General features: G+C 70.6%; 24 protein-coding genes. 10 read left to right on the plus strand and 14 right to left on the minus strand.

What is annotated here, in order from left to right; genetic code table 11:
- Positions 1-72: 72 nt before the first annotated feature.
- Both AB0L21_RS15130 and AB0L21_RS15135 read left to right on the plus strand, forming a co-directional pair.
- A complete protein-coding gene (locus AB0L21_RS15130; RefSeq protein WP_365701486.1) occupies positions 73-762 on the plus strand; it encodes a DUF402 domain-containing protein in 690 nt (229 codons plus the stop codon).
- Positions 763-1,087: 325 nt separating this feature from the next.
- Positions 1,088-3,211 (plus strand): SpoIIE family protein phosphatase, encoded by a 2,124-nt coding sequence (locus AB0L21_RS15135; protein WP_365784370.1) that lies wholly within the window; start codon positions 1,088-1,090, stop codon positions 3,209-3,211.
- Positions 3,212-3,280: 69 nt separating this feature from the next.
- Here the strand turns inward: AB0L21_RS15135 and AB0L21_RS15140 are convergent, their stop codons facing one another.
- Entirely contained in the window at positions 3,281-5,620 is a 2,340-nt protein-coding gene (locus tag AB0L21_RS15140) for a transglycosylase domain-containing protein (RefSeq protein ID WP_365701491.1), read from the minus strand.
- A 215-nt stretch (positions 5,621-5,835) separates the two neighbouring features.
- On the opposite strand from AB0L21_RS15140, the gene AB0L21_RS15145 reads away from it, so the two are divergent.
- The 5 genes from AB0L21_RS15145 (at position 5,836) to AB0L21_RS15165 (ending at position 10,653) form a co-directional block, all read left to right on the plus strand.
- Positions 5,836-6,771 (plus strand): SPFH domain-containing protein, encoded by a 936-nt coding sequence (locus tag AB0L21_RS15145; protein ID WP_365701493.1) that lies wholly within the window; start codon positions 5,836-5,838, stop codon positions 6,769-6,771.
- Between the two features lie 8 nt (positions 6,772-6,779).
- Positions 6,780-7,013, plus strand: coding sequence for a hypothetical protein (locus tag AB0L21_RS15150; RefSeq protein WP_365701495.1), 234 nt, complete (start codon positions 6,780-6,782; stop codon positions 7,011-7,013).
- Positions 7,014-7,106: 93 nt separating this feature from the next.
- A complete protein-coding gene (locus tag AB0L21_RS15155; RefSeq protein WP_365701497.1) occupies positions 7,107-7,634 on the plus strand; it encodes a PadR family transcriptional regulator in 528 nt (175 codons plus the stop codon).
- Positions 7,631-8,320 carry an ABC transporter ATP-binding protein gene (locus AB0L21_RS15160; protein WP_365701499.1) on the plus strand — a complete coding sequence of 230 codons (690 nt, stop codon included), beginning with the start codon at positions 7,631-7,633 and terminating at the stop codon, positions 8,318-8,320. The genes AB0L21_RS15155 and AB0L21_RS15160 overlap by 4 nt, the downstream gene beginning before the upstream one ends.
- Complete coding sequence (locus tag AB0L21_RS15165) at positions 8,317-10,653, plus strand: FtsX-like permease family protein (protein ID WP_365701501.1); 2,337 nt, start codon at positions 8,317-8,319, stop codon at positions 10,651-10,653. Before AB0L21_RS15160 ends, AB0L21_RS15165 begins: the two co-directional genes overlap by 4 nt.
- A 67-nt stretch (positions 10,654-10,720) precedes the next feature.
- Here the strand turns inward: AB0L21_RS15165 and AB0L21_RS15170 are convergent, their stop codons facing one another.
- Entirely contained in the window at positions 10,721-11,668 is a 948-nt protein-coding gene (locus tag AB0L21_RS15170) for a LysR substrate-binding domain-containing protein (protein ID WP_365784372.1), read from the minus strand.
- Between the two features lie 132 nt (positions 11,669-11,800).
- Between AB0L21_RS15170 and AB0L21_RS15175 the strand changes: the two genes are divergently transcribed.
- Both AB0L21_RS15175 and AB0L21_RS15180 read left to right on the plus strand, forming a co-directional pair.
- A complete protein-coding gene (locus AB0L21_RS15175; RefSeq protein WP_103815807.1) occupies positions 11,801-12,355 on the plus strand; it encodes a peroxiredoxin in 555 nt (184 codons plus the stop codon).
- 3 nt (positions 12,356-12,358) lie between these two features.
- On the plus strand, positions 12,359-12,892 hold the full coding sequence (locus AB0L21_RS15180) for an alkyl hydroperoxide reductase (protein ID WP_365784374.1): 534 nt from the start codon (positions 12,359-12,361) through the stop codon (positions 12,890-12,892).
- 21 nt (positions 12,893-12,913) lie between these two features.
- Here the strand turns inward: AB0L21_RS15180 and AB0L21_RS15185 are convergent, their stop codons facing one another.
- The 7 genes from AB0L21_RS15185 to AB0L21_RS15215 all read right to left on the minus strand — a co-directional run bounded on the left by AB0L21_RS15185 (position 12,914) and on the right by AB0L21_RS15215 (position 21,049).
- On the minus strand, positions 12,914-14,317 hold the full coding sequence (locus AB0L21_RS15185; protein ID WP_365784376.1) for an AI-2E family transporter: 1,404 nt from the start codon (positions 14,315-14,317) through the stop codon (positions 12,914-12,916).
- Positions 14,318-14,478: 161 nt separating this feature from the next.
- Positions 14,479-15,195: a transglycosylase SLT domain-containing protein gene (locus AB0L21_RS15190; protein WP_365701509.1), complete on the minus strand. Its 717-nt coding sequence runs from the start codon at positions 15,193-15,195 to the stop codon at positions 14,479-14,481.
- Between the two features lie 390 nt (positions 15,196-15,585).
- Positions 15,586-16,911 carry a PhoH family protein gene (locus AB0L21_RS15195; protein ID WP_171153235.1) on the minus strand — a complete coding sequence of 442 codons (1,326 nt, stop codon included), beginning with the start codon at positions 16,909-16,911 and terminating at the stop codon, positions 15,586-15,588.
- 348 nt (positions 16,912-17,259) lie between these two features.
- The gene (locus tag AB0L21_RS15200) at positions 17,260-18,033 is read right to left on the minus strand and encodes an isoprenyl transferase (RefSeq protein ID WP_365701511.1); all 774 of its coding nucleotides are present in this window, start codon (positions 18,031-18,033) and stop codon (positions 17,260-17,262) included.
- Between the two features lie 656 nt (positions 18,034-18,689).
- Positions 18,690-19,475, minus strand: a complete 786-nt coding sequence (locus AB0L21_RS15205) for a methyltransferase domain-containing protein (protein WP_365784378.1) — start codon at positions 19,473-19,475, stop codon at positions 18,690-18,692.
- A gap of 66 nt (positions 19,476-19,541) precedes the next feature.
- Positions 19,542-20,045: a GNAT family protein gene (locus AB0L21_RS15210; RefSeq protein WP_365701515.1), complete on the minus strand. Its 504-nt coding sequence runs from the start codon at positions 20,043-20,045 to the stop codon at positions 19,542-19,544.
- 95 nt (positions 20,046-20,140) lie between these two features.
- Positions 20,141-21,049 carry an LLM class flavin-dependent oxidoreductase gene (locus AB0L21_RS15215; protein WP_365784380.1) on the minus strand — a complete coding sequence of 303 codons (909 nt, stop codon included), beginning with the start codon at positions 21,047-21,049 and terminating at the stop codon, positions 20,141-20,143.
- Positions 21,050-21,109: 60 nt separating this feature from the next.
- On the opposite strand from AB0L21_RS15215, the gene AB0L21_RS15220 reads away from it, so the two are divergent.
- Positions 21,110-21,526, plus strand: coding sequence for a DUF192 domain-containing protein (locus AB0L21_RS15220; protein WP_365784382.1), 417 nt, complete (start codon positions 21,110-21,112; stop codon positions 21,524-21,526).
- Between the two features lie 12 nt (positions 21,527-21,538).
- On the opposite strand, the gene AB0L21_RS15225 is transcribed toward AB0L21_RS15220, so the two are convergent.
- The 5 genes from AB0L21_RS15225 to AB0L21_RS15245 all read right to left on the minus strand — a co-directional run bounded on the left by AB0L21_RS15225 (position 21,539) and on the right by AB0L21_RS15245 (position 24,452).
- Positions 21,539-22,159, minus strand: coding sequence for an OmpA family protein (locus AB0L21_RS15225; protein ID WP_365701521.1), 621 nt, complete (start codon positions 22,157-22,159; stop codon positions 21,539-21,541).
- A gap of 7 nt (positions 22,160-22,166) precedes the next feature.
- Complete coding sequence (locus tag AB0L21_RS15230; RefSeq protein WP_365784384.1) at positions 22,167-22,748, minus strand: hypothetical protein; 582 nt, start codon at positions 22,746-22,748, stop codon at positions 22,167-22,169.
- A gap of 38 nt (positions 22,749-22,786) precedes the next feature.
- On the minus strand, positions 22,787-23,320 hold the full coding sequence (locus AB0L21_RS15235) for a pilus assembly protein TadG-related protein (RefSeq protein ID WP_365784386.1): 534 nt from the start codon (positions 23,318-23,320) through the stop codon (positions 22,787-22,789).
- Between the two features lie 50 nt (positions 23,321-23,370).
- Positions 23,371-23,568, minus strand: coding sequence for a hypothetical protein (locus tag AB0L21_RS15240; protein ID WP_365784388.1), 198 nt, complete (start codon positions 23,566-23,568; stop codon positions 23,371-23,373).
- A 125-nt stretch (positions 23,569-23,693) separates the two neighbouring features.
- Complete coding sequence (locus AB0L21_RS15245) at positions 23,694-24,452, minus strand: response regulator transcription factor (RefSeq protein WP_365784390.1); 759 nt, start codon at positions 24,450-24,452, stop codon at positions 23,694-23,696.
- Positions 24,453-24,460 lie beyond the last annotated feature (8 nt).

A 24,460-nucleotide genomic window follows, 5' to 3' on the forward strand; every position in this document is an offset into this window, starting at 1 on the left:
CATTCCGGCCACCCGGGGACAGCCGTGACCCGCGCCGCAGCGTCGTATGCCCGTGCCACCTAATATCTGTGCATGACGGACGACGGAGCGATGACACGAGTGGCGGCGGGACCGGCGGCCTACTGGACCCCGGGGACGCACATCCTGTGGCGCTACCGGGCCAACGGCGGCGAGCAGTTCCACATCGCCCGGCCCGTCACCGTCGTACGCGACGACGCGGAGCTGCTGGCGGTGTGGCTGGCCCCCGGCACCGAGTGTGTGAAGCCGGTCCTGGCCGACGGCACGCCCGTGCACCTGGAGCCGCTGGAGTCCCGGTACACCAAGCCGCGCACGGTCCAGCGGGACCGCTGGTTCGGCACGGGCGTGCTGAAGCTGGCCCAGCCCGGCCGGCCCTGGTCGGTGTGGCTGTTCTGGGATCCGGGCTGGCGGTTCAAGAACTGGTACGTGAACCTGGAGCAGCCGCTGGCCCGCTGGGCGGGCGGGGTGGACTCCGAGGACCACTTTCTGGACATCTCCGTGCATCCGGACCGGAGTTGGCACTGGCGCGACGAGGACGAGTTCGCGCAGGCCCAGCGGGACGGCCTGATGGACGCGGCGACCGCCGAGCGGGTGCGGGCGGCCGGCCGGGATGCGGTGGAGGTGATCCGCTCGTGGGGGCCGCCGTTCACGGACGGCTGGCCGCACTGGCGCCCGGACCCGTCGTGGACGGTACCTTCTCTCCCCGAGGACTGGGACCGCACACCCGCGCGCGTATCCTCATGAGACCCTTGATGCGCCCCCAGGCAAGAAACGTAGGATCGTCCTCCGCAAGGGCTTAGAAGAGCAACTTCCGGGGCATGCGCCGGGCTTGACCGATCGTCACCGAGGGGCGGCAGGACGTGAGCGAGGGGTACCAGGGCACCACCACGAAGGCACGCGGCGACCGGGCCGCCGGCCGCGCGGTTCTCGCCACCGGCACAGCGACCGTCCGCGACCCGGCGGGAATTCCGTTCCTGGGGCACGTATTGCGGGTATCGGGATGTCGGCGGGACCAACTGCGCGCCCGGCGCACCCGGCGCACAGCCCCGGACGGATGGATGCGACACGCGTGACGGAGCAGCCCACCTCCTTCGAACGCCCCCAGCCGGGCGTCGACCCCGCGGAGGCCCGCGGGGCGCTCCTGCGTACCCAGCAGCAGTCCCAGAAGCCTCCGACGCAGCTCGGCAATCCGGCTTTACCCGTACAGGCCCGGGCCGACGGCACACCGTCCGGACCGGGCACCGCCACACCCTGTGGCAAGGGGAAGGAGCCCGCAGTCGGCCAGGGGAAGGAGCCCTCAGTCAACGGCCCCGAGCACGCCCAGCCCGCCGGCACCGAACCCGACGCCCACCGCCCGCGCCCCGCGCCGGAGGCCATCCCGGCGCAGCCCGGCGCCGCCCCGGAGCGGTCGCCGGGAGGTAAGGAGCGCCGTACCGGGCAGGGTCTGCCGCCGGGGCGGCCGATGCCCATGCGGCGCGACGGGGACCGGCTCAGGTTCGTGGGCGCGGCCACCCGGCGGATCGCCCGCGGGCTCGACCTCGACGAGATCGTCATGGGGCTGTGCCGGGCCACCGTACCGACGTTCTCCGACGCGATCCTGGTCTATCTGCGCGAGCCGCTGCCGGTGGGCGACGAACGGCCCAGCGGTCCGGTGGTGCTGCGGCTGCGCCGCACCGACCGGATACCTCAGGAACGGGACACCGACGGGGTGCTGCTGCCGCCGGCGTTCGAGCCGGAGCCGGACCCGTCCGTGCTGTCGGACCTGTCGGCGCTCACCAGCGAGCTGTGCGAGGTGCGGCCGGGCGGCGCGCTGAACGAGGTGCTGCGCGGGGTGCGCCCGGTGTTCGCCGACGCGCCCGCCGCCCGGGACGCGCTGCCGGAGCTGCTCGGCGAGGGCGGTGAGGCGGTCGTACCGGGCGAGCGGCACGCGATCCTCGCGCCGCTGCGCGGCCGGCGCCGGGTGATCGGCGCCGCCCTGTTCCTGCGCCGCCCGGACCGGATCGCGTTCGAGGCGGACGATCTGCTGGTGGCCGCGCAGCTGGCCACGCACAGCGCGCTCGGCATCGACAAGGCGGTGCTGTACGGCCGCGAGGCGTACATCGCCGACGAGTTGCAGCGCACCATGCTGCCCGAGACCCTGCCCCGGCCGACCGGCGTCCGGCTGGCCTCCCGCTATCTGCCGGCGGCGGAGACCGCGCGGGTCGGCGGCGACTGGTACGACGCGATCCCGCTGCCCGGCAGCCGGGTGGCGCTGGTCGTCGGCGATGTGATGGGTCACTCGATGACCTCGGCGGCGATCATGGGCCAGCTGCGCACCACCGCGCAGACGCTGGCCGGGCTCGACCTGCCGCCGCAGGAGGTGCTGCACCACCTGGACGAGCAGGCGCAGCGCCTGGGCACCGACCGCATGGCGACCTGTCTGTACGCGGTCTACGACCCGGTGACGCACCGCATCACGATCGCCAACGCGGGCCATCCGCCGCCCGTGCTGCTGCACCTGGGAGGCCACGCCGAGGTGCTGCGGGTGCCGTCGGGCGCGCCGATCGGGGTCGGCGGGGTCGACTTCGAGGCGGTGGAGCTGGAGGCGCCCGCCGGAGGGACCCTGCTGCTGTACACCGACGGCCTGGTGGAGTCGCGGCTGCGGGACGTGTGGACCGGTATAGAGCAGCTGCGGGAGAAGCTGGCCGCGACCGCGCGGCTGACGGGCCCGGACCATCCGCCGCCGCTGGAAGCGCTGTGCGACGAGGTGCTGGACATGCTCGGCCCGGGCGACCGGGACGACGACATCGCGCTGCTCGCCGCCCGTTTCGACGGGATCGCGCCGAGCGATGTCGCCTACTGGACGCTGGAGCCGGAGGACTCCGCCCCGGGCCAGGCCCGCCGGCTGGCCCGGCGCGCGCTCGCCCGCTGGGACCTGGAGGACCTGACGGACTCGGTGGAGCTGCTGGTCAGCGAGGTCGTGACGAACGCCGTGCGGTACGCGTCGCGGCCGGTGACGCTGCGGCTGCTGCGTACGGACGTGCTGCGTTGCGAGGTCGGCGACGACGTGCCGCAGCTGCCGCGCCTCAGGCAGGCGCGGGCGACGGACGAGGGCGGGCGGGGTCTGTACCTGGTCAACAAGCTGGCCCGGCGCTGGGGTGCGACCCGGCTGAGCACCGGCAAGGTGGTGTGGTTCGAGCTGAACCGCGGCTGAACCCCGTGACGTGCGTAAGGGCGCCCGGTGTGCACCGGGCGCCCTTCGCCGTCGCGTCCTGACGTGGGGCTACGGAACGTTCTCCGGGTCGAGCGGGTTCTCCGGGCTGATCGAAGTCGTCGGCGGACGGCTCGTCGGGGTCTGGCTCGGGGTCTGGGTGGGCGTCTGGCTGGGGGTCTGGGTCGGCGTCTGCGAGGGCGTCTCGGTCGGCGACTGGGACGTCGGCGGCGCGCTGGTCGGCGTCCGCGACGGCGTCTGGGTCGGGGTGTGCGTCACCGTCGGCGTCTCGGTCGGTTCGACGGCCGCGCCCTGCGTGGTGTTCAGGTCGAACGAGGCCTTGTCGGTGACGCCGAAGGTGTACGTGGCCCAGATCTGCGCCGGGTAGCCGCCGCCGTTGATCCGGCCGGGCGGTGGCAGCAGGCCGGTCGCGCCCTTCATGGAGACGTGGGCCTTGGTCTTCGGGTCCTCGCCGAACAGGCCGACGGAGGTGACCAGGTCGGGGGTGTAGCCGGTGAACCAGGCCGACTTGTTCTCGTCGGAGGTACCGGTCTTGCCCGCCACCTGCTGGCCGTCGCGCAGCGGGTTGTTCGCCACGGACTGCTTGGCCGTACCGTCGTCGACCACGCCGGTGAGCACCGAGGTGACCGTGTCGGCGGCCGTACGGCTGATCACGGAGCCGCCGACCGGGTCCGGCATGTCGACCGTCCGGCCCTTGTTCTCCGCCGACTTGATCACCGTCGGGGTCACCTTGTAGCCGTGGTTGGCGAAGGTGGCGTAGATCCCGGCCATCTCCAGGGGGCTGGCGCCCATGGAGCCGAGGGTCTGGGCGGGCACGGCCTGCATGCCCTTGGTGTTCATGCCGAGCTTGCCCGCCGTGCTCATGACCTTGTCCATGCCGACGTCCACGCCCATCTGTGCGAAGACGGAGTTGACGGACTTGTTCATGGCCTGCTGCACGGTGATCTTGTCGTAGTCGACGTCGTCCTCGTTCGGCGGGGCGAAGCCGACCTCGGTGCCGTGGTCCACGACCTGGCGGCGGCTGGTGCCGTCGTAGACGGTGCTCGCGGTGATCGGCTTGCCGTCCTGGGTGGTGGCGTTCTGTTCCAGGGCGGCGGCGAGGATGACCGGCTTGAACGTGGACGCCGGCTGGTAGTCCCGGCGGGTCGCGTTGTCGTAGTAGTGCTTGTAGTAGTCCTGGCCGCCGTAGAGCGCGACGATCCTGCCCGTCTTGGGGTCGACGGAGACGGCGCCGGCCTGCATGGCGCCGTCGACCTTGCGCTTCTTCGGGTCGAGCTTGCCGGTCAGCTGGGTCTTGACGGCCTTCTCCAGCGCGGCCTGCTTCTTCCGGTCGATGTTGAGGGTGATGGTCCAGCCCTTGTCGACGACGGCGTTCTCCGCCTGGGACTGGGTCAGGCCCTCCTGCGCCATGAGCTGCTGCTCCAGCTGCTGGTTGGCGAGTTCGACCAGGTAGCCCTTCTGCCCGCCGAGGCCCGGGGCGCCCTTGGGCTCCTTCGGGTAGGGGAAGTGCAGGGCGTTGCGCTCGGTCTTGGAGAGCCAGCCCTCCTCGACCATGTTGTCCAGGACGTAGTTCCAGCGCTGTGTGACCAGCCGCTTGCCGGTCTTGGTCGCGACGGCCCAGTCGTACTGGCTCGGCGCCTGGAGCAGTGCGGCGAGGTAGGCGCCCTGCGCGACGTCGAGGTCCTCGGCGTCGACGTGGTAGTAGGCCTGGGCGGCGGCCTGGATGCCGTAGGCGTTGCGGCCGTAGTAGCTGGTGTTGATGTAGCCGGCGAGGATGTCGTCCTTGGACTTCTCGCGGTCCACCTTGAGCGAGATGACCAGTTCCTTCAGCTTGCGCGTGACGGTCTGGTCCTGGTTCAGGTAGTAGTTCTTGACGTACTGCTGGGTGATCGTGGAGCCGCCCTGCTTGCCCTTGCCGGACAGCGTGTTGATCAGGCCGCGGGCGGTCCCCCGCAGGTCGACGCCGGAGTCGTGGTAGAAGCTCTTGTTCTCGGCGGCGACGAAGGTCAGCTGGACCTTGCGGGGCACCTTGGACAGGTCGACGATCTCGCGGTTGACCTCGCCCTTGCGGGCCAGGATCGTCCCGTCACTGAACTTGTAGACGTTGCTCTGCTGCTGGGCCGCGGCGTTGCCCTCGGGGATGTCCACGTACAGGTACAGGCCGATGAAGCCCAGGATGCCGAGCAGGCACACGCCGAAGAAGGTCCCGAGGATCTTCTTCCAGCCGAAGATCCGGCGTATGAGGCTCTTGGCGGGCTTGCCGGACGCGGGGCCGCCACCGGAGGCGCCGGGCGCGGTGCCGGCCGAGGGCATGGGCGCGGAGCGGCGGCGCTTGGGCGCCGCGCGGTGGCCGCCGCGCTGTCGCGCTCGTCTCTCTTCCGCTCGTCCCATGGGTCCCTACGCTCGCTTCCGTCTCGGGGTCAGCTCCGAAAGCTAACACCCCTCTATATGACAAAGGGCGTCCGATCCGTTCTTTTACGGACGTGACAATCAGCACCCGCCCCATCGGAACCGACGGCTCTCACTGGTCCAGGGTTGCTCGACGGCGTAAAGTGATATCACTTAGCTAGAACAAAGCTAGGCACGACGCGAACCGGGGGTCCCCTATGTCCATATCCGAGCCGGCCGCCACCGCCGACGTCCCCGAGATGCCCGCGCCCCGCGTGCGGGAGTTCACCGCCCACAGCATCGGCGGCGGACTCGCCCTGCTGCTCGGCCTGATCGGGCTCGGTGCCGCGGTCGCGCTGTTCGGGGCCTCCGGGGCGGCCCCCTCCGACGGGGCCGAGGGCATGCTGATCGTCGCCGGTGCCGTCGTCCTGCTGGCGTCCGTCATCGGGATGCGCGGCCTGAACACGGTCGCGCCGGGCGAGGCCCGGGTCGTCCAGCTCTTCGGGCGCTACCGGGGCACGATCCGGCAGGACGGCCTGCGCTGGGTGAACCCCTTCACCTCCCGGACCCGGATCTCCACCCGGGTGCGCAACCACGAGACCGCCGTGCTGAAGGTCAACGACGCCTACGGCAACCCGATCGAGCTGGCCGCGGTCGTGGTGTGGAAGGTCCAGGACACCGCGCAGGCCACCTTCGAGGTGGACGACTTCACCGAGTTCGTCGCCACGCAGACCGAGACGGCCGTGCGGCACATCGCCATCGAGTACCCGTACGACGCCCATGACGAGGACGGCCTGTCGCTGCGCGGCAACGCCGAGGAGATCACCGAGAAACTGGCCGTCGAGCTGCAGGCGCGGGTGGAGGCGGCCGGGGTGCGGATCATCGAGTCCCGCTTCACGCATCTCGCGTACGCTCCCGAGATCGCCTCGGCGATGCTCCAGCGGCAGCAGGCGGGGGCGGTCGTCGCGGCCCGACGGCAGATCGTGGACGGCGCGGTGGGAATGGTCGAGGCGGCGCTGGCCCGGATCGCGGACGCGGACATCGTGGAACTGGACGAGGAGCGGAAGGCGGCGATGGTGTCGAACCTGATGGTGGTGCTGTGCGGTGACCGGGCCCCGCAGCCGGTCCTCAACACCGGAACGCTCTACCAGTGACGGACCCGGTGACGGACCCTTCGCAGCCGCCGAAGCGCCGGCCGCAGCAGCGCAAGCAGGTGCTGCTGCGGCTGGACCCGCTGGTGTACGAGGCGCTGGCGCGGTGGGCCGGGGACGAGCTGCGGTCGGCGAACGCGCAGATCGAGTTCCTGCTGCGGCGCGCCCTCGCGGAGGCGGGGCGGCTGCCGAAGGACACCGGACCGCTGCCGCGGCGGGGCCGGCCGCCTGTGTCGGAACCGTGACAATCGGCCCCCACCTGCGGGGCCGTACCCGCCGCCACGATCCCTGCACGGCGTGTATACATCCCGCGTATACACCGCATGTACAGTGCTGTCATGTCCATCGGTCACACCCTTCTAGGGCTCCTGGAGTCCGGCCCGCGCCACGGCTACGACCTCAAGCGGGCCTTCGACGAGAAGTTCGGTCACGACCGGCCGCTGCACTACGGCCAGGTCTACTCCACGATGTCCCGGCTGCTGAAGCACGGCCTCGTCGAAGTCGACGGGATCGAGGCCGGCGGCGGCCCCGAGCGCAAGCGGTACGCCATCACCGACGCCGGCATCACCGACGTCGAGCGCTGGCTCGCCACTCCGGAGAAGCCGGAGGAGTACCTCCAGTCGACCCTCTACACCAAGGTCGTCCTCGCCCTCCTCACCCACCGCGACGCGACCGACATCCTCGACACCCAGCGGGCCGAACACCTGCGCAGCATGCGGATCCTGACCGACCGCAAGCGCAAGGGCGACCTCGCGGACCAGTTGATCTGCGACCACGCCCTGTTCCATCTGGAGGCCGACCTGCGCTGGCTGGAACTGACCGCCGCGCGCCTCGACAAGCTCCGTGCGGAGGTGGTGGCCAAGTGACTCCCCCGCCCGGCACCCTGCTCGCCGCCGAGAACCTGCGCAAGTCCTACGGCCCCACGGTCGCGCTCGACGGCGCCGCGTTCTCCATCCACCCCGGCGAGGTCGTCGCCGTCATGGGCCCCTCCGGCTCCGGCAAGTCCACGCTGCTGCACTGCCTGGCCGGCATCGTGCCGCCCGACTCCGGCTCCATCACCTACGACGGCCGGGAACTGGCCGGCATGAGCGACGCCGGGCGCAGCGCCCTGCGGCGCAGCGAGTTCGGCTTCGTCTTCCAGTTCGGGCAGCTCGTCCCGGAGCTGACGTGCGTGGAGAACGTGGCGCTGCCGCTGCGCCTCAACGGCACGTCCCGCAAGGAGGCCGAACGGGCCGCGCTGACCTGGATGGAACGCCTGGAGGTGGACGACCTCAAGGCCAAGCGGCCCGGCGAGGTCTCCGGCGGCCAGGGACAGCGGGTCGCGGTGGCGCGGGCCCTGGTCACCGGACCCCGCGTGCTGTTCGCCGACGAGCCGACCGGCGCGCTCGACTCCCTCAACGGCGAACGCGTGATGGAACTGCTGACCGACGCGGCCCGCTCCACCAACGCCGCCGTGGTCCTGGTCACGCACGAGGCCCGGGTGGCCGCCTACTCCGACCGCGAGATCGTCGTACGCGACGGCAGGTCCCGCGACATGGAGCGCGCCATATGAACGTCCGGCAGTGGTGCAGAGACCTGGGCATGGGGGCCCGGTTCGCCTTGACCGGCGGGCGCGAGGGCTGGGTCCGGATGCTGCTGACGGCGGTCGGCGTCGGCCTGGGCGTGGCCCTGCTGCTGCTGACCACGGCGCTGCCGAACGTGCTGACGGCACGGCACCAGCGCGAACAGGCCCGCCAGGACCACGTCACCTACGGCGCGGCCATGCCGCGCAAGGGCGAGAACACCGTGCTGGTCGGCAACAGCGACACCGAATGGCACTCCAAGGACATCCGGGGCCGGCTGCTGGAGCCCGAGGGCGCCCGGGCGCCGCTGCCGCCCGGCGTCGACCGCTTCCCGGCGAACGGTGAGATGGTGGCCTCACCCGCGCTGAAGGAACTGCTCTCCTCGGACGGGGGGAAGCTCCTGCGGGAGCGGCTGCCGTACCGGATCACCGGCACGATCGGCGAGGCCGGGCTCATCGGCTCGCACGAGCTGGCCTACTACGCGGGTGCCGACGGTCTGAAGCCGACCCAGAACAGTTCACGGGTGGTGCGGCTGACCGCCTTCGGCGATCCGCACCCGACGACCGAGCGGGCCGACCCGGTGCTCATCCTCATGACACTGGTCGTGTTCGTCGCCCTGCTGACACCGGTCGCCGTCTTCATCGCCGCGGCCGTACGGTTCGGCGGCGAGCGACGCGACCGCAGGCTGGCCGCGCTGCGGCTGGTGGGCTCCGACAGCCGGATGACCCGCCGGATCGCGGCGGGCGAAGCGCTGGCCGGGTCGCTGCTCGGACTGGCCGTCGGCACGGTGTTCTTCCTGATCGGACGGCAGGCGGCGGGCTCGGTGGAGGTCATGGGGGAAAGCTTCTTCCCGAGCTACCTCGACCCCTCCCCCGCGCTGGTCGCGCTGGTCGCGGTGGCGGTCCCGGCGGCCGCCGTGCTGGTGACGCTGCTGGCGATGCGCGGGGTGGTCGTGGAACCGCTCGGCGTGGTGCGTACGGCCAAGCAGGCCCGGCGGCGCCTGTGGTGGCGGCTGCTGCTGCCGCTCGCGGGCCTCGCGATGCTGTACCCGATGATCGGCAACGGCCGCTCCCACGGCGACTTCAACCAGTACCTCGTCACCGGCGGCGTGCTGCTCCTCCTGGTCGGCGTCACCGCGCTGCTGCCCTGGCTGGTGGAGGCGTTCGTCACCCGGCTCGGCCCGGGCGCGGTCTCCTGGCAACTGGCCGTACGCCGACTGCAGTTGAGCAGCGGTACGGCCGCCCGCATGGTCAACGGCATCGCGGTTGCGGTGGCCGGGGCGATCGCGTTGCAGATGCTGTTCGCGGGCGTGGAGAGCGAGTACACCCAGAACACCGGCCGCGATCCGAACCGGGCCTCGATGGAGGTCGACCTGTCGGACCGGTCCCGGCTGCCGCTGGCCGCCCACGAGTTGGCCCACACCAAGGGGGTGCGGGCGTCGGTGGCCCTCTCGTCCGGCGGGCTCGGTGACAAGCGTCGCGACCCCGGCACCACGGCGAGCCTCACCGTCGGCGACTGTGCCGCGCTGCGCGAACTGGCCCAGCTGCCGTCCTGCCGGGACGGTGACGTCTTCGTCCTCCCCGGCGCGGACGACGACGCCGCCGTGCGGGCCCTCATGCGGCCCGGCCGGCACGGCTTCATCGACGCCACCTACACGGGCAGCGACCGCGGCCGGGAGATCCCCTGGACCGTGCCGGCCGGTGCGCGACAGGTGACCGCCCGCAAGGACGCGCTCCGGTCCGACGTCACCGGCCTGCTGCTGACCCCGGCCGCGCTGCCCGCCGGGGCCGGGTCGACGCTGTACCACCAGGTCTACGTCCGCCTCGACCTGTCGGTGCCGCACGCGGACGAGTACGTGCGGAACACGGCCGCACGGGTGGACCGCCTCGCCAGTGCCTGGCGGTGGGCGGCGACCGCCCAGTCCAACAAGTACGCCTCGCTGCGCACCGGACTGTTCATCGGCGCTGTCTGTGTCCTGGCGCTGATCGGGGCGAGCCTGCTGGTCTCCCAGCTCGAGCAGTTGCGCGAGCGGCGCAAGCTGCTGTCGTCGCTGGTCGCCTTCGGCACCCGGCGCCGCACGCTCGGCCTGTCGGTGCTGTGGCAGACGGCCGTACCGATCACGCTCGGTCTGCTGCTGGCCTCGGCGGTGGGTCTGACCCTCGGCGCGGTCCTGCTGAAGATGGCGGCGTCCCCGGTCTCCGTCGACTGGGCGAGCGTCCTGTCCATGACCGGCGCCGGTGCGGCGGTGGTCCTCGCGGTCACGGTGCTCAGTCTGCCGCCGCTGGTACGGATGATGCGGCCGGAGGGGCTGCGCACGGAGTGAGTCCGCCGTCGACCGGCTGCGACACCGTCGTGGCCGGTCGCGCGGTTCCCCGCGCCCTACGGGGCGCTCACGCCCCCAGCACCCTTACGGGCAACGCCCGCAACGCCTCCCGCAACGCCCCCGCCAACTCCTCGTACTCCGCGGAGCGCGCCGCGCCCGCGCGCATCGCGAACGCGACCCGGCGGCTCGGGGCCGGCTCGGCGAAGTACCCGGTCAGCAGCTGACTGCTGCGGGTGGTCTCCAGCTTCAGCGCCGTGCGCGGGAGCAGCGTGCAGCCGAGGCCGCCGGCCACCAGCTGGACCAGCGTGGACAGGCCGGCGGCCGTGGTGGTGACCGGCGCGTCCTCGCGGCCGGCCTCCCGGCAGATGTCCAGCGCCTGGTCGCGCAGGCAGTGACCCTCGTCCAGAAGGAGCAGGTTCAGCTCCTTCAGTGCCTCACGGGGGATGCCCTCCCGTCCGCCGAGCCAGTGGTCGAGCGGGGTGACGAGCACGAAGTCCTCGTCGAAGAGGGGGAGTTCGACGACTCCGGGGACGCCGAGCGGCACGGCCAGCAACAGCAGGTCGAGCCGCCCGGAGTTCAGGCCGTCGACCAGGTTGGCGGTCTGCTCCTCGTGCACCTGGAGGTCGAGGTGCGGGTAGCGGTCGTGGACGAGCCGCAGCACGGTCGGCAGCAGATAGGGCGCGACCGTGGGGATCACGCCGAGGCGGAGCACTCCCGTGAAGGGCGCCCGGACCGCCTCGGCCTCCTCCAGGAGCGCGCCCACCGCGTCCAGCACCGCCTTGGCCCGCACGGCCAGCCGCTTCCCCGCGGGCGAGAGCAGCACCTTGCGGGTCGTACGCTCCAGGAGGGTCACGCCGAGGGTCTCCTCCAGGGCCGAGACCGCGCCCGAGAGGGCGGGCTGGCTCATCCCGATGGCCGCCGCAGCGTCCCGGAAGTGCAGATGCTCGGCCACGGCGGCGAACGCCCGCAGCTGCGCCAGGCTCGGCTGTCTGCGTTTGCCGTTACTCACGGTCACTGATAGCTACCTCCGATCAACACGACCGAGTGTAGCTATTTCACTAATCAATGCACCCTGTGCCAACATCGACAACGTCCAACCCATGGGAAACACCCCAAAAGGGAAGTTTCTTCGCTGCAAGGAGAGCGTGTGCTCACTGTCGGTGACAAGTTCCCCGAGTTCGAACTGACCGCCTGCGTCTCGCTGGAGAAGGGCAAGGAGTTCGAGCAGATCCACCACAAGTCCTACGAGGGCAAGTGGCTCGTGGTCTTCGCCTGGCCCAAGGACTTCACGTTCGTGTGCCCGACCGAGATCGCCGCGTTCGGGAAGCTGAACGACGAGTTCGCCGACCGCGACGCCCAGATCCTCGGCTTCTCGGGTGACTCCGAGTTCGTCCACCACGCCTGGCGCAAGGACCACCCGGACCTGACCGACCTGCCGTTCCCGATGATGGCGGACCCCAAGCACGAGCTGATGCGCGACCTCGGCATCGAGGGCGAGGACGGCTACGCCCAGCGTGCCGTCTTCGTCGTGGACCCGAACCACGAGATCCAGTTCACGATGGTCACCGCCGGTTCCGTGGGCCGTAACCCCAAGGAGGTCCTGCGGGTCCTGGACGCCCTGCAGACCGACGAGCTGTGCCCCTGCAACTGGACCAAGGGCGAGCAGACCCTGGACCCGGTCGCGCTGCTGGCTGGTGAGTGACCCGTGTCGCTCGACTCCCTGAAGTCCCGTATCCCGGACTACGCCAAGGACCTGAAGCTCAACCTGGGCTCGGTCATCGGCAACTCGGAGCTGCCGGCCCAGCAGCTGTGGGGCACGGTGCTGGCGACCGCCATCGCCTCCCGTTCCCCGATCGTGCTGCGTGAGCTGGAGCCGGAGGCGAAGGCGAACCTCTCGCCGGAGGCGTACCAGGCCGCCAAGTCGGCCGCCGCCGTCATGGCGATGAACAACGTCTTCTACCGCACCCGGCACCTGCTGTCCGACCACGAGTACGGCACCCTGCGCGCGGGCCTGCGGATGAACGTCATCGGCAACCCGGGCGTGGAGAAGGTCGACTTCGAGCTGTGGTCGTTCGCGGTCTCCGCGATCAACGGCTGTGGCATGTGCCTGGACTCGCACGAACAGGTGCTGCGCAAGGCCGGCGTGGAGCGCGAGACCGTCCAGGAGGCGTTCAAGATCGCCTCCGTGGTCCAGGCCGTGGGCGTCACCCTCGACGCCGAGGCCGTGCTGGCTCAGTAAGCCGTACGTCGAGGACCCCGCTCACCCCTGGTGGGCGGGGTCCTCCGCGTTCCGGGCCTCGGCCTCCTCCGCGTTCCGGGCCTCGGTCTCCTCCGCGTTCCGAGTCTCGGCCGACTGCGCGTTCCGGGCCTCGGCCTCGCCCGCGGGCTCGGCAGAGGTGTGCCGCTGGACATCCTGCGAATACTGCCGCAGGTACCCCACCACCGTGTTCGTCACCGCCACCAGCGGTACGGCCACCACCGCGCCGCCGATGCCGGCCACCATGCCGCCGGCGGCCACGGTCAGGACGACCGCCAGCGGGTGGACCCGGACCGCGCGGCCGAGGATGAACGGCTGCAGGACGTGTCCCTCGATCTGCTGGACCGCGAGGACGACGACGAGGGTCATGACGGCGGTGAAGACGCCCTGGGTGACCAGCGCCACGATCACCGCGAGGGCGCCGGAGGCGACCGCGCCGACCAGCGGGATGAACGAGAACAGGAAGATGAACACGGCCAGCGGGACGGCCATCGGCACGTCCAGGAAGTAGATGCCGATGCCGATGAAGATGGCGTCGATGAGGGCGACCAGGACCGTGCCCCGGACGTAGGCCGTCAGGGTGCGCCAGGCGCGCGGCCCGGCGCCGGCCACGCCCGGCCGGGCGGCGGCGGGCACCAGCTTCAGGAACCACTCCCAGATGCGCTTGCCGTCGTAGAGCAGGAACAGCGTCGAGAAGAACACCAGCAGGATGCCGGTGAGGGCCTCCACGATGACCTGGACACCCTCCAGACCGGCGGACGTTATCTGGTCGGCGTTGGCGCCGATCGCCTCGCGGAGGTTCTTGGCGATCTGGTTGATCTGCTTGTCGGTGACGTGGAAGGGGCTCTTCAGCAGCCAGTTGCGCAGGTCGTCGATGCCGCTCTGGATCTGGTTGGAGAGCGTGTCGATGTTCTCCATGACCTGCCAGGTCACGAACCAGCCCATCAGGCCGATGACGACGAAGCCGCTGATGGCGGTGAGCGCGGTGGCCGGGCCGCGCGGCACCCCGCGCCGGGTGAGCCGGGCGACCGTCGGCTGGAGCAGCGCGGTGACCAGCAGGGCGATGACGAAGGCGAACACCACCAGTTGGATGGCGGTGATGACCCGCATCAGCACCCAGACCGTGCCGGCCAGCACCAGCAGCCGCCAGCCCGCCTCGGCGGCGACCCGGACACCCCAGGGCACGGCCTGGGCCGGGTCGGGGCGGTGACCGGACGGCCCTGCGGGCCGGCGGGCGGGCACAGCCGTGGCGGCAGGCGCGTCGGCCGGCCCCGAATCGACGGAGGCGGCGCGCTCGGCGGCCTCGCCGTGCTCCTTCTCCACCTCGGCGCGACGCTCGTCCAGGCGCTCGCTCATCTCGGTGAGACCGGCCCCCAGCCGGCCGAGCCAGCCTGGCACTCGCGACATGATCCGTCCTCTTTCCCCGCGTCCCCGGGTGCTCGCCACCACTCCCCCCTGGAGTCGTTCCGATACGACCGTACAGGGCGAAAGCCCCTCCCCTAAGGACGGGGAGGGGCTGCGCGGGGTTGAGGGGGCACCGGCGATGAGGCGCGGTGCCGGCAGAGCGCCTAGTACCAGTGGTTGGCCTGCCAGAACGACCAGGCCTGGCACGGGCTGCCGTACCGGCTGTTCATGTAGTTGAGGCCCCACTTGATCTGGGTGGCCGGGTTGGTCTGCCAGTCGGCGCCGGCCGAAGCCATCTTGGAGCCGGGCAGGGCCTGGAAGAGGCCGTAGGCACCGGAGGAGGCGTTCACCGCGCGGTAGTTCCAGCTGGACTCGTGGTCCACGATGTTGCTGAAGCACTGGAACTGGCCGCCGCCCACCATCTGACGGGCCATCGCCTGGATCTGCGCCACGCTGTAGCTGCCCTGCACCGGGAAGCTGGAGGAGTCGCGGACGTCGGTCCCACGGCTGGCCGCGGCCTTGGCCTCGGCGCGCTCCTTCGCCTCCTTGGCCGCCTTCTCGGCGAGCTCCTTCTTGGCGATCGCGGTCTCGGCGGCGGCCTTGCGGGCCGCTTCCTCGGCGTCCTTCTTGGCGCTCACGTCCGCGGCGATGGCCTGCGCGTCGGCCTGCTGCGTCAGGGACGCGGTCTGCACCTGCGCCTGCTGACCGGCGGGTATGTCGGCGAGGAGCGTGGTGTCGGCTGCCGTCGCCTCGGCGTCGTTGGTCTGCGCGGTGCTGCCCGAGGCAACGCCGACGACGCTTCCGACAGCGGTGACCGCGGTGGCGGATGCCACTGCGAATCCCCGGACCGAAATCCGGCTCACACGGTTTCCTTCCAGCATCGCCCGCTTCGGTGACCCTGGCGGACGCAATCGTGCCCCTGACACTGGCCTCCCAACTGCGGGGTCACGGGAGGCGCGGGCCCGGTGGGCAACTCCCCCGAAGGGAGCGCCGCGTGGTGCTCGGGCGGCATACGACGGACTCTATGGAGTTGGTGGTGCTCAGGTGGTGCCGTACCGCTGGGGGTACAACTGTGTCGTATGCGGGGCCTGACAGGAACGAGACTCTGCCGTAACCGGACGCCGCGTGGCAATTCTGTGTTGCGTGTGAAAGCTCACATCCTGTTTGGCCCTAGGGATTTCAGGAAAGCTCCACGCGCGAAGGCGCCGCCCGGCTAGGCTCGTGGCCTTTGCCGGACGGCGCCAACAGCCGTCAGTCGCTGGTCAGATGCGTCAGATGTGTCCGTCCTCCAGCATTTCGGTCACAAGCGCCGCAATCTGGGACCGCTCGGAACGCGTCAGCGTGACATGCGCGAAGAGTGGGTGTCCCTTCAGCTTCTCCACCACGGCGACCACCCCGTCGTAGCGGCCTACGCGCAGATTGTCCCGCTGTGCCACGTCGTGCGTGAGAACGACCCGCGAATTGGCGCCGATCCGGGACAGGACGGTCAGCAGTACGTTCTTCTCCAGGGACTGCGCCTCGTCCACGATCACGAACGCGTCGTGCAGCGAGCGCCCGCGGATGTGGGTCAGCGGAAGCACCTCCAGCATCCCGCGCGCGGTGACCTCCTCGATGACCTCCCGGCTGGTGACCGCCGACAGGGTGTCGAAGACGGCCTGCGCCCACGGGCTCATCTTCTCCGCCTCGGTGCCCGGCAGATAGCCCAGCTCCTGCCCGCCGACCGCGTACAACGGCCGGAAGACCATCACCTTCTGGTGCTGGCGGCGCTCCAGGACCGCCTCCAGGCCCGCGCACAGCGCCAGCGCCGACTTGCCGGTGCCGGCCCGGCCGCCCATCGAGACGATGCCGACGTCCGGGTCGAGCAGCAGGTCGAGCGCGATGCGCTGCTCGGCGCTGCGGCCCTTGATACCGAACGCCTCCCGGTCGCCGCGCACCAGCCGGACGTTGCCCTCGGCGGTGACCCGGCCGAGCGCCTTGCCGCGCTCGGACTGGATGGTCAGACCGGTGTGCACGGGCAGGTCGGCCGCCTCCGGGACGTACACGTGCCCTTCCTCGAAGAGGATGTCCACCTGCTCGCCCGGCAGGGTGAGTTCGGTCATCCCGGTCCAGCCGGAGTTCTCCGTGATGGCCAGTTCGGCCCGGTACTCCTCGGCGAGAAGGCCGACCGAGGACGCCTTGATCCTGAGCGGCAGGTCCTTCGACACGACGGTGACGTCGAACCCCTCGGCCTGCAGATTGCGGGCCACCGCGAGGATGCGCGAGTCGTTGTCCCCCAGGCGGTAGCCGGTGGGCAGCACGCTGGGATCCGAGTGGTTGAGCTCGACCCGGACCGTCCCGCCCAGTTCCCCGATCGGGATGGGGGCGTCGAGGCGACCGTGCTTCACCCGGTAGTCGTCCAGCAGGCGCAGCGCCTGGCGGGCGAAGTAGCCGAGTTCCGGATGGTGCCGCTTGGCCTCCAGCTCCGTGACCACCACGATGGGGAGCACGACCTCGTGCTCGTCGAAGCGGGCCAGGGCGTTCGGGTCGGCCAGCAGGACGCTGGTGTCGAGAACATACGTGCGCCGGTCGGGCTTGTGGCGCTTTGTGCTGGTCACCACGGAAGGACGTACCCCCTCGGATGAGGTCGGGGAGCGACGAAGTGATGCTGGACCGGTGTCCGGCCCCCGCGCACGGCGGGCCGTGAACCGGCCCTCCGCGGCTGCTTCCGTGCGGTGACCGCACGGTCGGGCTGGTGCAAAGGGCCTCCCGGGCGGGCGACCCCGTGCCGCCCGCTGAGATCCGACGCCCGTGGTTCGGGCGTCGACCTGCTTGGCTTATGCCCTCGATGATGCGCGGCCATGCAAATGCGGCCACCAGCGCGCCGGTGAACTCCTTGTTACATCCCCGCCAATCGGGGTACACGACAACGCCCCGTCACCGGGCGGTGACGGGGCGGGGCCGGCGGGTCAGCCGCCGTACCGGCGGTGACGTGCGGCGTAGTCGCGCAGGGCGCGCAGGAAGTCGACCTTCCGGAAGGCCGGCCAGAAGACCTCGCAGAAGTAGTACTCCGAATGAGCGGTCTGCCAGAGCATGAATCCGGACAACCGCTGTTCCCCGCTGGTGCGGATCACCAGGTCGGGGTCGGGCTGGTCGCCGGTGTACAGGTGACGGCCGATCATGTCGATGTCCACGGACTCGGCGAGGTCCTCCATCGACACGCCCTTGTCCTGCGCGTCGAGCAGCATGGAGCGCACGGCGTCGGCGATCTCCTGCCGGCCGCCGTAGCCGATGGCCACGTTGACGAGTATCCCGTCGATGTGGGCGGTGGCCTCCTCGGCCTCCTTCAGGGCCGTCTGCATCTGGCCGGGCAGCAGGTCCGTCGTGCCGACGTGGTGCACCCGCCAGCGGCCGTCGGCGGCGAGCGTGCGGACGACGTCCTCGATGATGCCGAGCAGGGGGACGAGCTCCTCCTGCGGCCGGTCGAAGTTGTCGGTGGACAGCAGCCACAGGGTGACGACCTCGACGTCGGTCTCGCTGCACCAGCCGAGGAACTCCTCGATCTTCTCGGCACCGGCCCGGTGCCCGTGGACGGTGCTGGAGCCGGACGCCTTCGCCCAGCGGCGGTTGCCGTCCATGATGACGCCGATGTGCTTGGGCACCTGAGCGTGGTCCAGGTGGCCTTCCACCCGGCGTGCGTAGAGCCTGACGAGCAGGCCGCGCAGCTTGTCGCGCAGGTTCACGTGACCCTCCGGGGGTTGGGCGCGGGGGATGGGGTGCCGGAGCCGTTGAGCCTACCGCTGCTCGGGGGTTGGTCATGGCCCGCCCCTTCGGTGGGGACGGCGGACCGGGGCCGGGAGGTTCCCGGACCGGATTCCCGGAACAGGACGAAAAACGGGCCGGTCCGTGGGGGGGAGACGGACCGGCCCGAGGGGGGGTTTCCACCATAACCCTTCGTAAGGGATGGTGGGTGCATCGGCGGGCCACAACTACTCTCCGGAATCGCCCGGCGACGCCCCGGTGGGCGCGGAATGCGTGATTCATGGGGGCTTCATGGCCGGTTCACAGCGGAATTCCAGGGAAATCCGGTCGGATAGGAATGGATTCGCAAGGATTAGGCCATCTTGGGGGCTCATCGGCGAGTTGCCCCGGGTCCCTCCAACGGGCGACGCCGTCAGCGAAGGGTGGACTTGACGCCTCCGCTACGCCATCAGGCGCAGGACCCACGGCTCCACGGCATCGCGCAGCCCCCTCCACTGCGCGGTACCGCCCGCGCAGCTTTGCTGACGCGAATAACCTTGGTCTGAACTTACGTGACCGGCGAGACCGATGTGAACCACGCTCGATAACAATGTGGAAACCCCAGGCGAACTCCGGTCGAACCACGGTCGAACTCCGGTCAGCGATCCGGCTTCCGTACGTCGAAGAGATGCCGGGCGCTGTACGCGACGAACGGCCCCTCCTTCTCGATCCGTTCGTGCAGGGCACGCAGCTGCGGCTCGTACGCCCCGACCGTGAAGCCCGGGACCATCCACACCACCTTGCGCAGGAAGTGGACGACGGCCGCGATGTCGTGGAACTCCATCCGCAGCCGCTCCGCCCGCAGCCCGGCCACCTCCAGGCCCGCCGCCTCGGCGTCGGCCCGCTCGCGCTCGGGGGCACGGCCGCCACGCACCTGCTCCGACTGCGGCCCGAGGAAGTACTCGACCAGCTCGAAGGCGCTGCCCGGCCCCACGTGCTGGGCGAAGTAGGTGCCCCCGGGCCGCAGCACCCGGGCGATCTCCGCCCAGTACGGCCGCACCGGGTGCCGGCTGAGCACCAGGTCGAACGCCCCGTCGGCGAACGGCAGCGGCGCGTCGTCCGCAGCGGCGACCACCACGACACCCCGGGGCCGCAGCAGGGCGGTGGCCTTCGCCACGTTCGGCGGCCAGCCCTCGGTGGCCGCGGCCAGCACCGGCGCGGCGGGCTCCGCCCGGCTCAGGGCGAAGTCCAGCACCTCCCCGCCGCCGGTCTGGATGTCCAGCACGGCCTCGGCGCCGGCCAGCCGCTCCCCCGCCGACCGGGCATACCCCCACGACGGCCGCTCCTCGGTGGCCCGGCCCTCGAACCACGAGAAGTCCCACCCCTCGGTCGGCACGGCGGCACCCTCGGCCACGAGGTCTTCGAAGGAACGCTGCGGAGTCATCCGGCCATCATCCCAGCAGGGCCTCGGCGGTTCCTGCTCTTTTTCCGCTCCTGGCCGGGACGGCTCTCAGCTCTCCCCGGACGGCGCCGCGAGAACCAGCATGACGTGCTCGTCCGTCCCGTGGCGGACCGTGCCGGTCCGCTCGAAGCCGTGTCTCTCCAGGAGCCGCACGGAGGCGGTGTTGCCGGCGAAGGGGTCCGCGTACAGCGGACGCACCGGCTCCAGCTCCAGGAACCGGCCGAGCGCCTGCGTGCCGACGCCGCGGCCCCAGTACGGCCGCCCGAGCCAGTAGCCGACGAACCGCCGCCCCTCCTGCGTCCAGGACACGACGCTCCCGGCGGCCTCACCACCGACGGCGACCGTCCGCACCAGGCAGTCGGGGTCGCCGAGCACCCGCTCCCGCCAGTGCCGGAAGAAGGCGTCCCGCGGCCGGGGGGTGAACCGCGACCGCCGGACGGCTTCAGGGTCGTGCTCGTAGGCGAACAAGGCCTCCAGGTCCCGGTCCGTGACGGCCCGCAGACGCACGGAGGAATTCGAGTCGGGCGTAACGGTCCCGCGGCCACCGGTCATGTCCACCTCGTGAAGATCGGTCCTGCATGCGAGTGTGACACCCGCCACTGACAACGCCCCTGACCTGCGGCAACTCCCCGTCCCGCGCGTCCGGCTCAGGGCACCAGCGGCCGGACCTCCCGCGCGGCGAACCGCACGAAGCCCTCGGGGTCGGGCTCGTCCGCCGTCGGCTGCAGGACGACGGTGTCCGCACCGGCCTCGGCCAGCCGCCGTACCGCCTCGGCGACCGCGTCCGCGTCCCCGGCGACACCCACGTCCGCGTCCGCCTCCAGGCCCTCGGCGGCGAGTTCGGCGCGCAGCCGTGCCTCGGCGCCGGCGCCCGTGGCGGCCAGCAGATAGACCACGACCCGGTGCGAACCGTCACGTCCGGCCGCCCGCCGCCCCTCCTCCACGAGCTTGCGGGCCCGCCGTACGCCGTCCGGCGAGGTGGCGGCGGTGAGCAGGGTGCCGTCGGCCTTCTCGCCGGAGAGCCGGAGCGTACGGGGTCCCGTGGCGCCCGCGAGGACGTCGACCGGGCGCTGCGGGGGCCAGTCGAGGGCCACGTCGTCCAACTGGACGTACCGCCCGCGCACGCTGAGCCGTTCCCCGCGCAGCAGGGCGCGCAGGGCGTCGAGATGTTCACCGAGAAGGCCCAGCGGGGAGGCGGCCCGGGCGCCGACCTGGCCCATCCAGTCCTGCACCCCGTGCCCCACGGTCAGGATCGCCCGGCCGGGGAACATACGCTCCAGCGAGGCGGCCTCCATGGCGGTGACGGCCACGTTCCTGAGCGGCACGGGCAGCAGTCCGATACCGACCCGCACCCGCTCGGTCCAGGCGAGCGCGGCGGCGGCCGTGGACACCCCGCCCTCCAGGAAGCAGTCCTCCCACAGCCACAGTTCTTCGAGCCCCGCGTCATCCGCGAGCCGGGCGAGGGCCCGGAGCCGCTCGGGAGGAAGCTGGGGGCGGAAAACGACACCGAGTCCTGTCATGGAGCCCTTCCTAGTGGGGAGGACGGGAAAGAACAACGCGTTTACGTTTCCGGGCGAGTTGACGACACATGTGGCTGTGGCGCGGGAGGTCGGGGCATGGGGCGGCGCTGGCGGGACGGGCGGGGACGGCTTTTCGTGCGAGCGGGCGCGGGTTCCGCCGCCGCCTCCGGCGGGGCACAGGCCGCCGCCTCCGTACCCCTGGAGATCGCGACCTCCTACCGGGCACGGACGAAGGGACTCCTGGGCCGGGACGCCGTCGACGGGGCGCTGCTGCTGTCGCCGGCCAGTGGGGTGCACACGTTCGGGATGCGGATCCCGATCGACGTCGCCTATCTGGACCGGCGACTGACCGTCATCGCCGTCCGCACGATGCGCCCCGGCCGCCTGGGCCTGCCGCGCCCGCGGGCACGGCACGTGCTGGAGGCGGAGGCGGGGGCGATGGCGGAGTGGGGGCTGCGGCCGGGAGCACGGGTGGAGGTGGAGGTGGAGGCGGAGGTGGACCCGGGGTACTAGCCGGGTGACGCCTCACCGCTGGGTACGGGGAAAGGACACCTCGACCCGGCGGTTCTTCTTCCGGCCGGCCTCCGTGGAGTTGTCGGCGATCGGGTACTGCTCGCCGTAGCCGCGGACGTCGAAGGTGATGGACGGGGTGTTCAGGTCCTGGTCCAGTACGGCCTGTACGGCGTTGGCGCGCTGTTTGGAGAGGGTGTCGCCGTGGGCGGAGGAGCCGAGGTTGTCGGTGAAGCCGAAGACGCGGACCTGCGTCGCGTTCTGCTTCCTGATCTCCTCGGCGATGCCGGCGATACGGGCCTTCGCCTCCGCGCCGAGCTTCGCGCTGTCCTTGTCGAACAGCACCTCGGCCTGGAGGGCGAACGTCACGTCGGCGTTGGTGTCCTCGCGCCGTTCGTCCCCGCTCTGGTCCTCCACGACCGACTTGATGTCCAACACCTTGGCCTCGGCAAGCGTGGCCCCCTCCGGAAGCTTCAGATCCGGATCCGTGGGGTCCACCTTCACCGGGGCGGCGGCGGAGGGTTCGGTACCGGGGGGTTCACTGGGGCCGGTGTCGTCGGCGATCGCGGGGGTGGCGGGCAGATTCACCACAAGGAAGAGAGCGGCGATTGTGAGGGTGAGACGGGATGCGGTCACTTGGGCCTCACCCGGAGATCTTGATGGGGGCGGAGGCGAAAGTGGGCAGCTGGAAGTCGACCTCGGTTGTGTTTGCTGGGGGTGCTGGGAACTGCATGAAGACGGCCAGGGTGGCACCGGACTTGAGTGTCGAGAAGCCAGTGGTCGTCAGCGGACGGCCCTCGGTGTCCCGCAGCACGTAGTACCGCTTCTTGCCTTGCGGATCGATGAGCGTGGCACCGCCCAGGGACCTGCCATTCCTCAGAATCTCGGTTTCGTTGCCGCTCAGGGCGGACGGGATGACGATGCTCTTGGCCCCGTCGTTCTTCAACGTGCCGTTGACGGTGACGAAGCCACCCGAGTCACGTTCGGCTGAGGTGACCTGGAGAGTGAGACCGTCCGAGCCTTTCAGCTCTGCAAGCGGCTCTTCGGACTGCCCCTCCTGAGTACTCGGCTCGGATTTGCCTACTTTGGAGGCGGACGTCGAACTGTCCGGCTTCTTGTTGTCATCACCGCTTCCACCGCAGCCGGCCACCCCGACAGCCAGACCGACCGCGACGGAGAATGCGACCATCCCCCTGCGGGTCTTCGCAGTGAACCGAATGCTCATGGCTCCGCTTCCTTCGTCACTCATCGTCAGCTTGTCAGTCAGCCCAGGTGCACGTCGAAGAGGTCTTCGGGCTTCGGAAGCTCCGCCGGCTCGTCCGGGTCCAGCTTCCAGTCCTTGTCCTTGCAGGTGAGTTGAGGCAGCGCACCGTCTTCGTCCCCCTCGCCGGAGAGCTCGAAGGTGCAGAGCGGCTCGATGACGGCGGTTGCGGAAGCAGTCGACTTGACATCCTCTGTTCCGGGTACGACGGAGCGGCCGACGGACTTGTTGGTCTTCACATCGACGCGGTACTTCAGCAACTCGGGTGAAAGGCAGGAATTCAACTGAGCATCGTTCTGTGCCGCGAGTTGCCCGGCCCGCCAGCATGGGTCGCCGACCTCGGTCTCGCCCTCGAAAATTTGCCGCCACTTCTTCGGGTCCAGCAGCACCTTCAGCCACTGTTCCGTGAGTTGGTCGCGAACGTTCTGGGCCGCCGCGAGCGCTGCGGCGTCAGCAGCCGTCTGGGCGCCGCCCCGGTTGACCGCAGCCTGACCGACCGCCAGATACGCGAACGCAAGAAAGAGCAGGCCTGCCACCACCGTGATGTAGATGGGGAAGGCCTGCCCTGCGTCGCGGTGTGGAGGAATCAGCCGCCAGTGACCTCGGCGATCTTCTGGGTGATCGCGTCGTAGATCGATTGACCGATGCTCGTACCCGTGATCGCCAACACGATCGCCACGACCACGGCGATGATGCCGAGGTACTCCACCGCGGTCTGGCCTCGGTCGTCCCGGGCCGCACGGGACTGCAGATACACGACGGTGGTGTTGAACCATTTGCTCACGGTTTTCCCCTCCAGCTTCGCCTCGGATCCGCGAAGCGTAGGGCAGAACAGTCATGCCGCCCCAGGGCCCCAGGGCCCAACCCCAGGCCCATTCGGGGTTCGGGGTTCTTCCCCGTCGGGTCATGTCAAGCCACCCCCAGCCACTTCGCCGTCGCCTGGGATCTCGTCGTGCTGTGGAGCTTGGCGAAGATGCGGTTGATGTGGTTCTTGACCGTCTTCTCGCTGATGAAGCAGGCGGCGGCGATCTGCTGGTTGGTCATGCCGGACGCGATGAGGTCCATGATCTCCGCCTCCCTGCTGCTCAGCCGGAACCGTGACCGGAACGACTGTCCCACAGGCGGTTGCAGGTGCGAAAGAGTTTTGGGGGCTAAATCTGGCGAAACGGCGGTGAGTTGCGGAGTTTCGTGTGCAGGTGCATCCCCTCTCAGCTCCGCCAGCAACGCTCTCGCCGCCCCCGGCGTCACATGCGGGCGCCCCTCCCGTACATCCCGCACCGCCGTCACCAACTGCTCCGTCGTGAACTCGCCGTGCACCAGATAACCCCCCGCTCCCAGCCGCAGCGCCTCCCGCACGGTCTCCGTCTCGTGGCTGTAGGTGAGCATCATGACGGGGGCCAGCCCCACCAGGTGGGGCAACGCCGAGATTCCGTCGACTCCGGGCATGCGGACGTCGAGGAGGATGACGTCCGGCCGGTGCCGGACCGCCGCCTCGTACGCCTCCCGTCCGTCCGTCGCCTCCGCCACCACCGTGGTGTCCGGGTGGGCCGAGAGCAGGGCTGTCAGACCGGCGCGGACGACGGGGTTGTCGTCGGCGACCAGCAGCCTCAGCGGCGGGGGCACCGGTGCCGGCGGTGGGAACGGCTGTGGTTGTCGTCGGGGGTTCATGTGCCTCC

Source organism: Streptomyces sp. NPDC052721 (assembly GCF_040678315.1).
GTDB lineage: Bacteria > Actinomycetota > Actinomycetes > Streptomycetales > Streptomycetaceae > Streptomyces.

Coding starts and splice junctions, on each gene's coding strand:
- AB0L21_RS15130 (WP_365701486.1), top strand. CDS start 73: ATGACGGACGACGGAGCGATGACACGAGTGGCGGCGGGACCGGCGGCC.
- AB0L21_RS15140 (WP_365701491.1), bottom strand. CDS start 5,620: ATGGGACGAGCGGAAGAGAGACGAGCGCGACAGCGCGGCGGCCACCGC.
- AB0L21_RS15145 (WP_365701493.1), top strand. CDS start 5,836: ATGTCCATATCCGAGCCGGCCGCCACCGCCGACGTCCCCGAGATGCCC.
- AB0L21_RS15155 (WP_365701497.1), top strand. CDS start 7,107: ATGTCCATCGGTCACACCCTTCTAGGGCTCCTGGAGTCCGGCCCGCGC.
- AB0L21_RS15165 (WP_365701501.1), top strand. CDS start 8,317: ATGAACGTCCGGCAGTGGTGCAGAGACCTGGGCATGGGGGCCCGGTTC.
- AB0L21_RS15185 (WP_365784376.1), bottom strand. CDS start 14,317: ATGTCGCGAGTGCCAGGCTGGCTCGGCCGGCTGGGGGCCGGTCTCACC.
- AB0L21_RS15190 (WP_365701509.1), bottom strand. CDS start 15,195: ATGCTGGAAGGAAACCGTGTGAGCCGGATTTCGGTCCGGGGATTCGCA.
- AB0L21_RS15205 (WP_365784378.1), bottom strand. CDS start 19,475: ATGACTCCGCAGCGTTCCTTCGAAGACCTCGTGGCCGAGGGTGCCGCC.
- AB0L21_RS15210 (WP_365701515.1), bottom strand. CDS start 20,045: ATGACCGGTGGCCGCGGGACCGTTACGCCCGACTCGAATTCCTCCGTG.
- AB0L21_RS15220 (WP_365784382.1), top strand. CDS start 21,110: ATGGGGCGGCGCTGGCGGGACGGGCGGGGACGGCTTTTCGTGCGAGCG.
- AB0L21_RS15230 (WP_365784384.1), bottom strand. CDS start 22,748: ATGAGCATTCGGTTCACTGCGAAGACCCGCAGGGGGATGGTCGCATTC.
- AB0L21_RS15245 (WP_365784390.1), bottom strand. CDS start 24,452: ATGAACCCCCGACGACAACCACAGCCGTTCCCACCGCCGGCACCGGTG.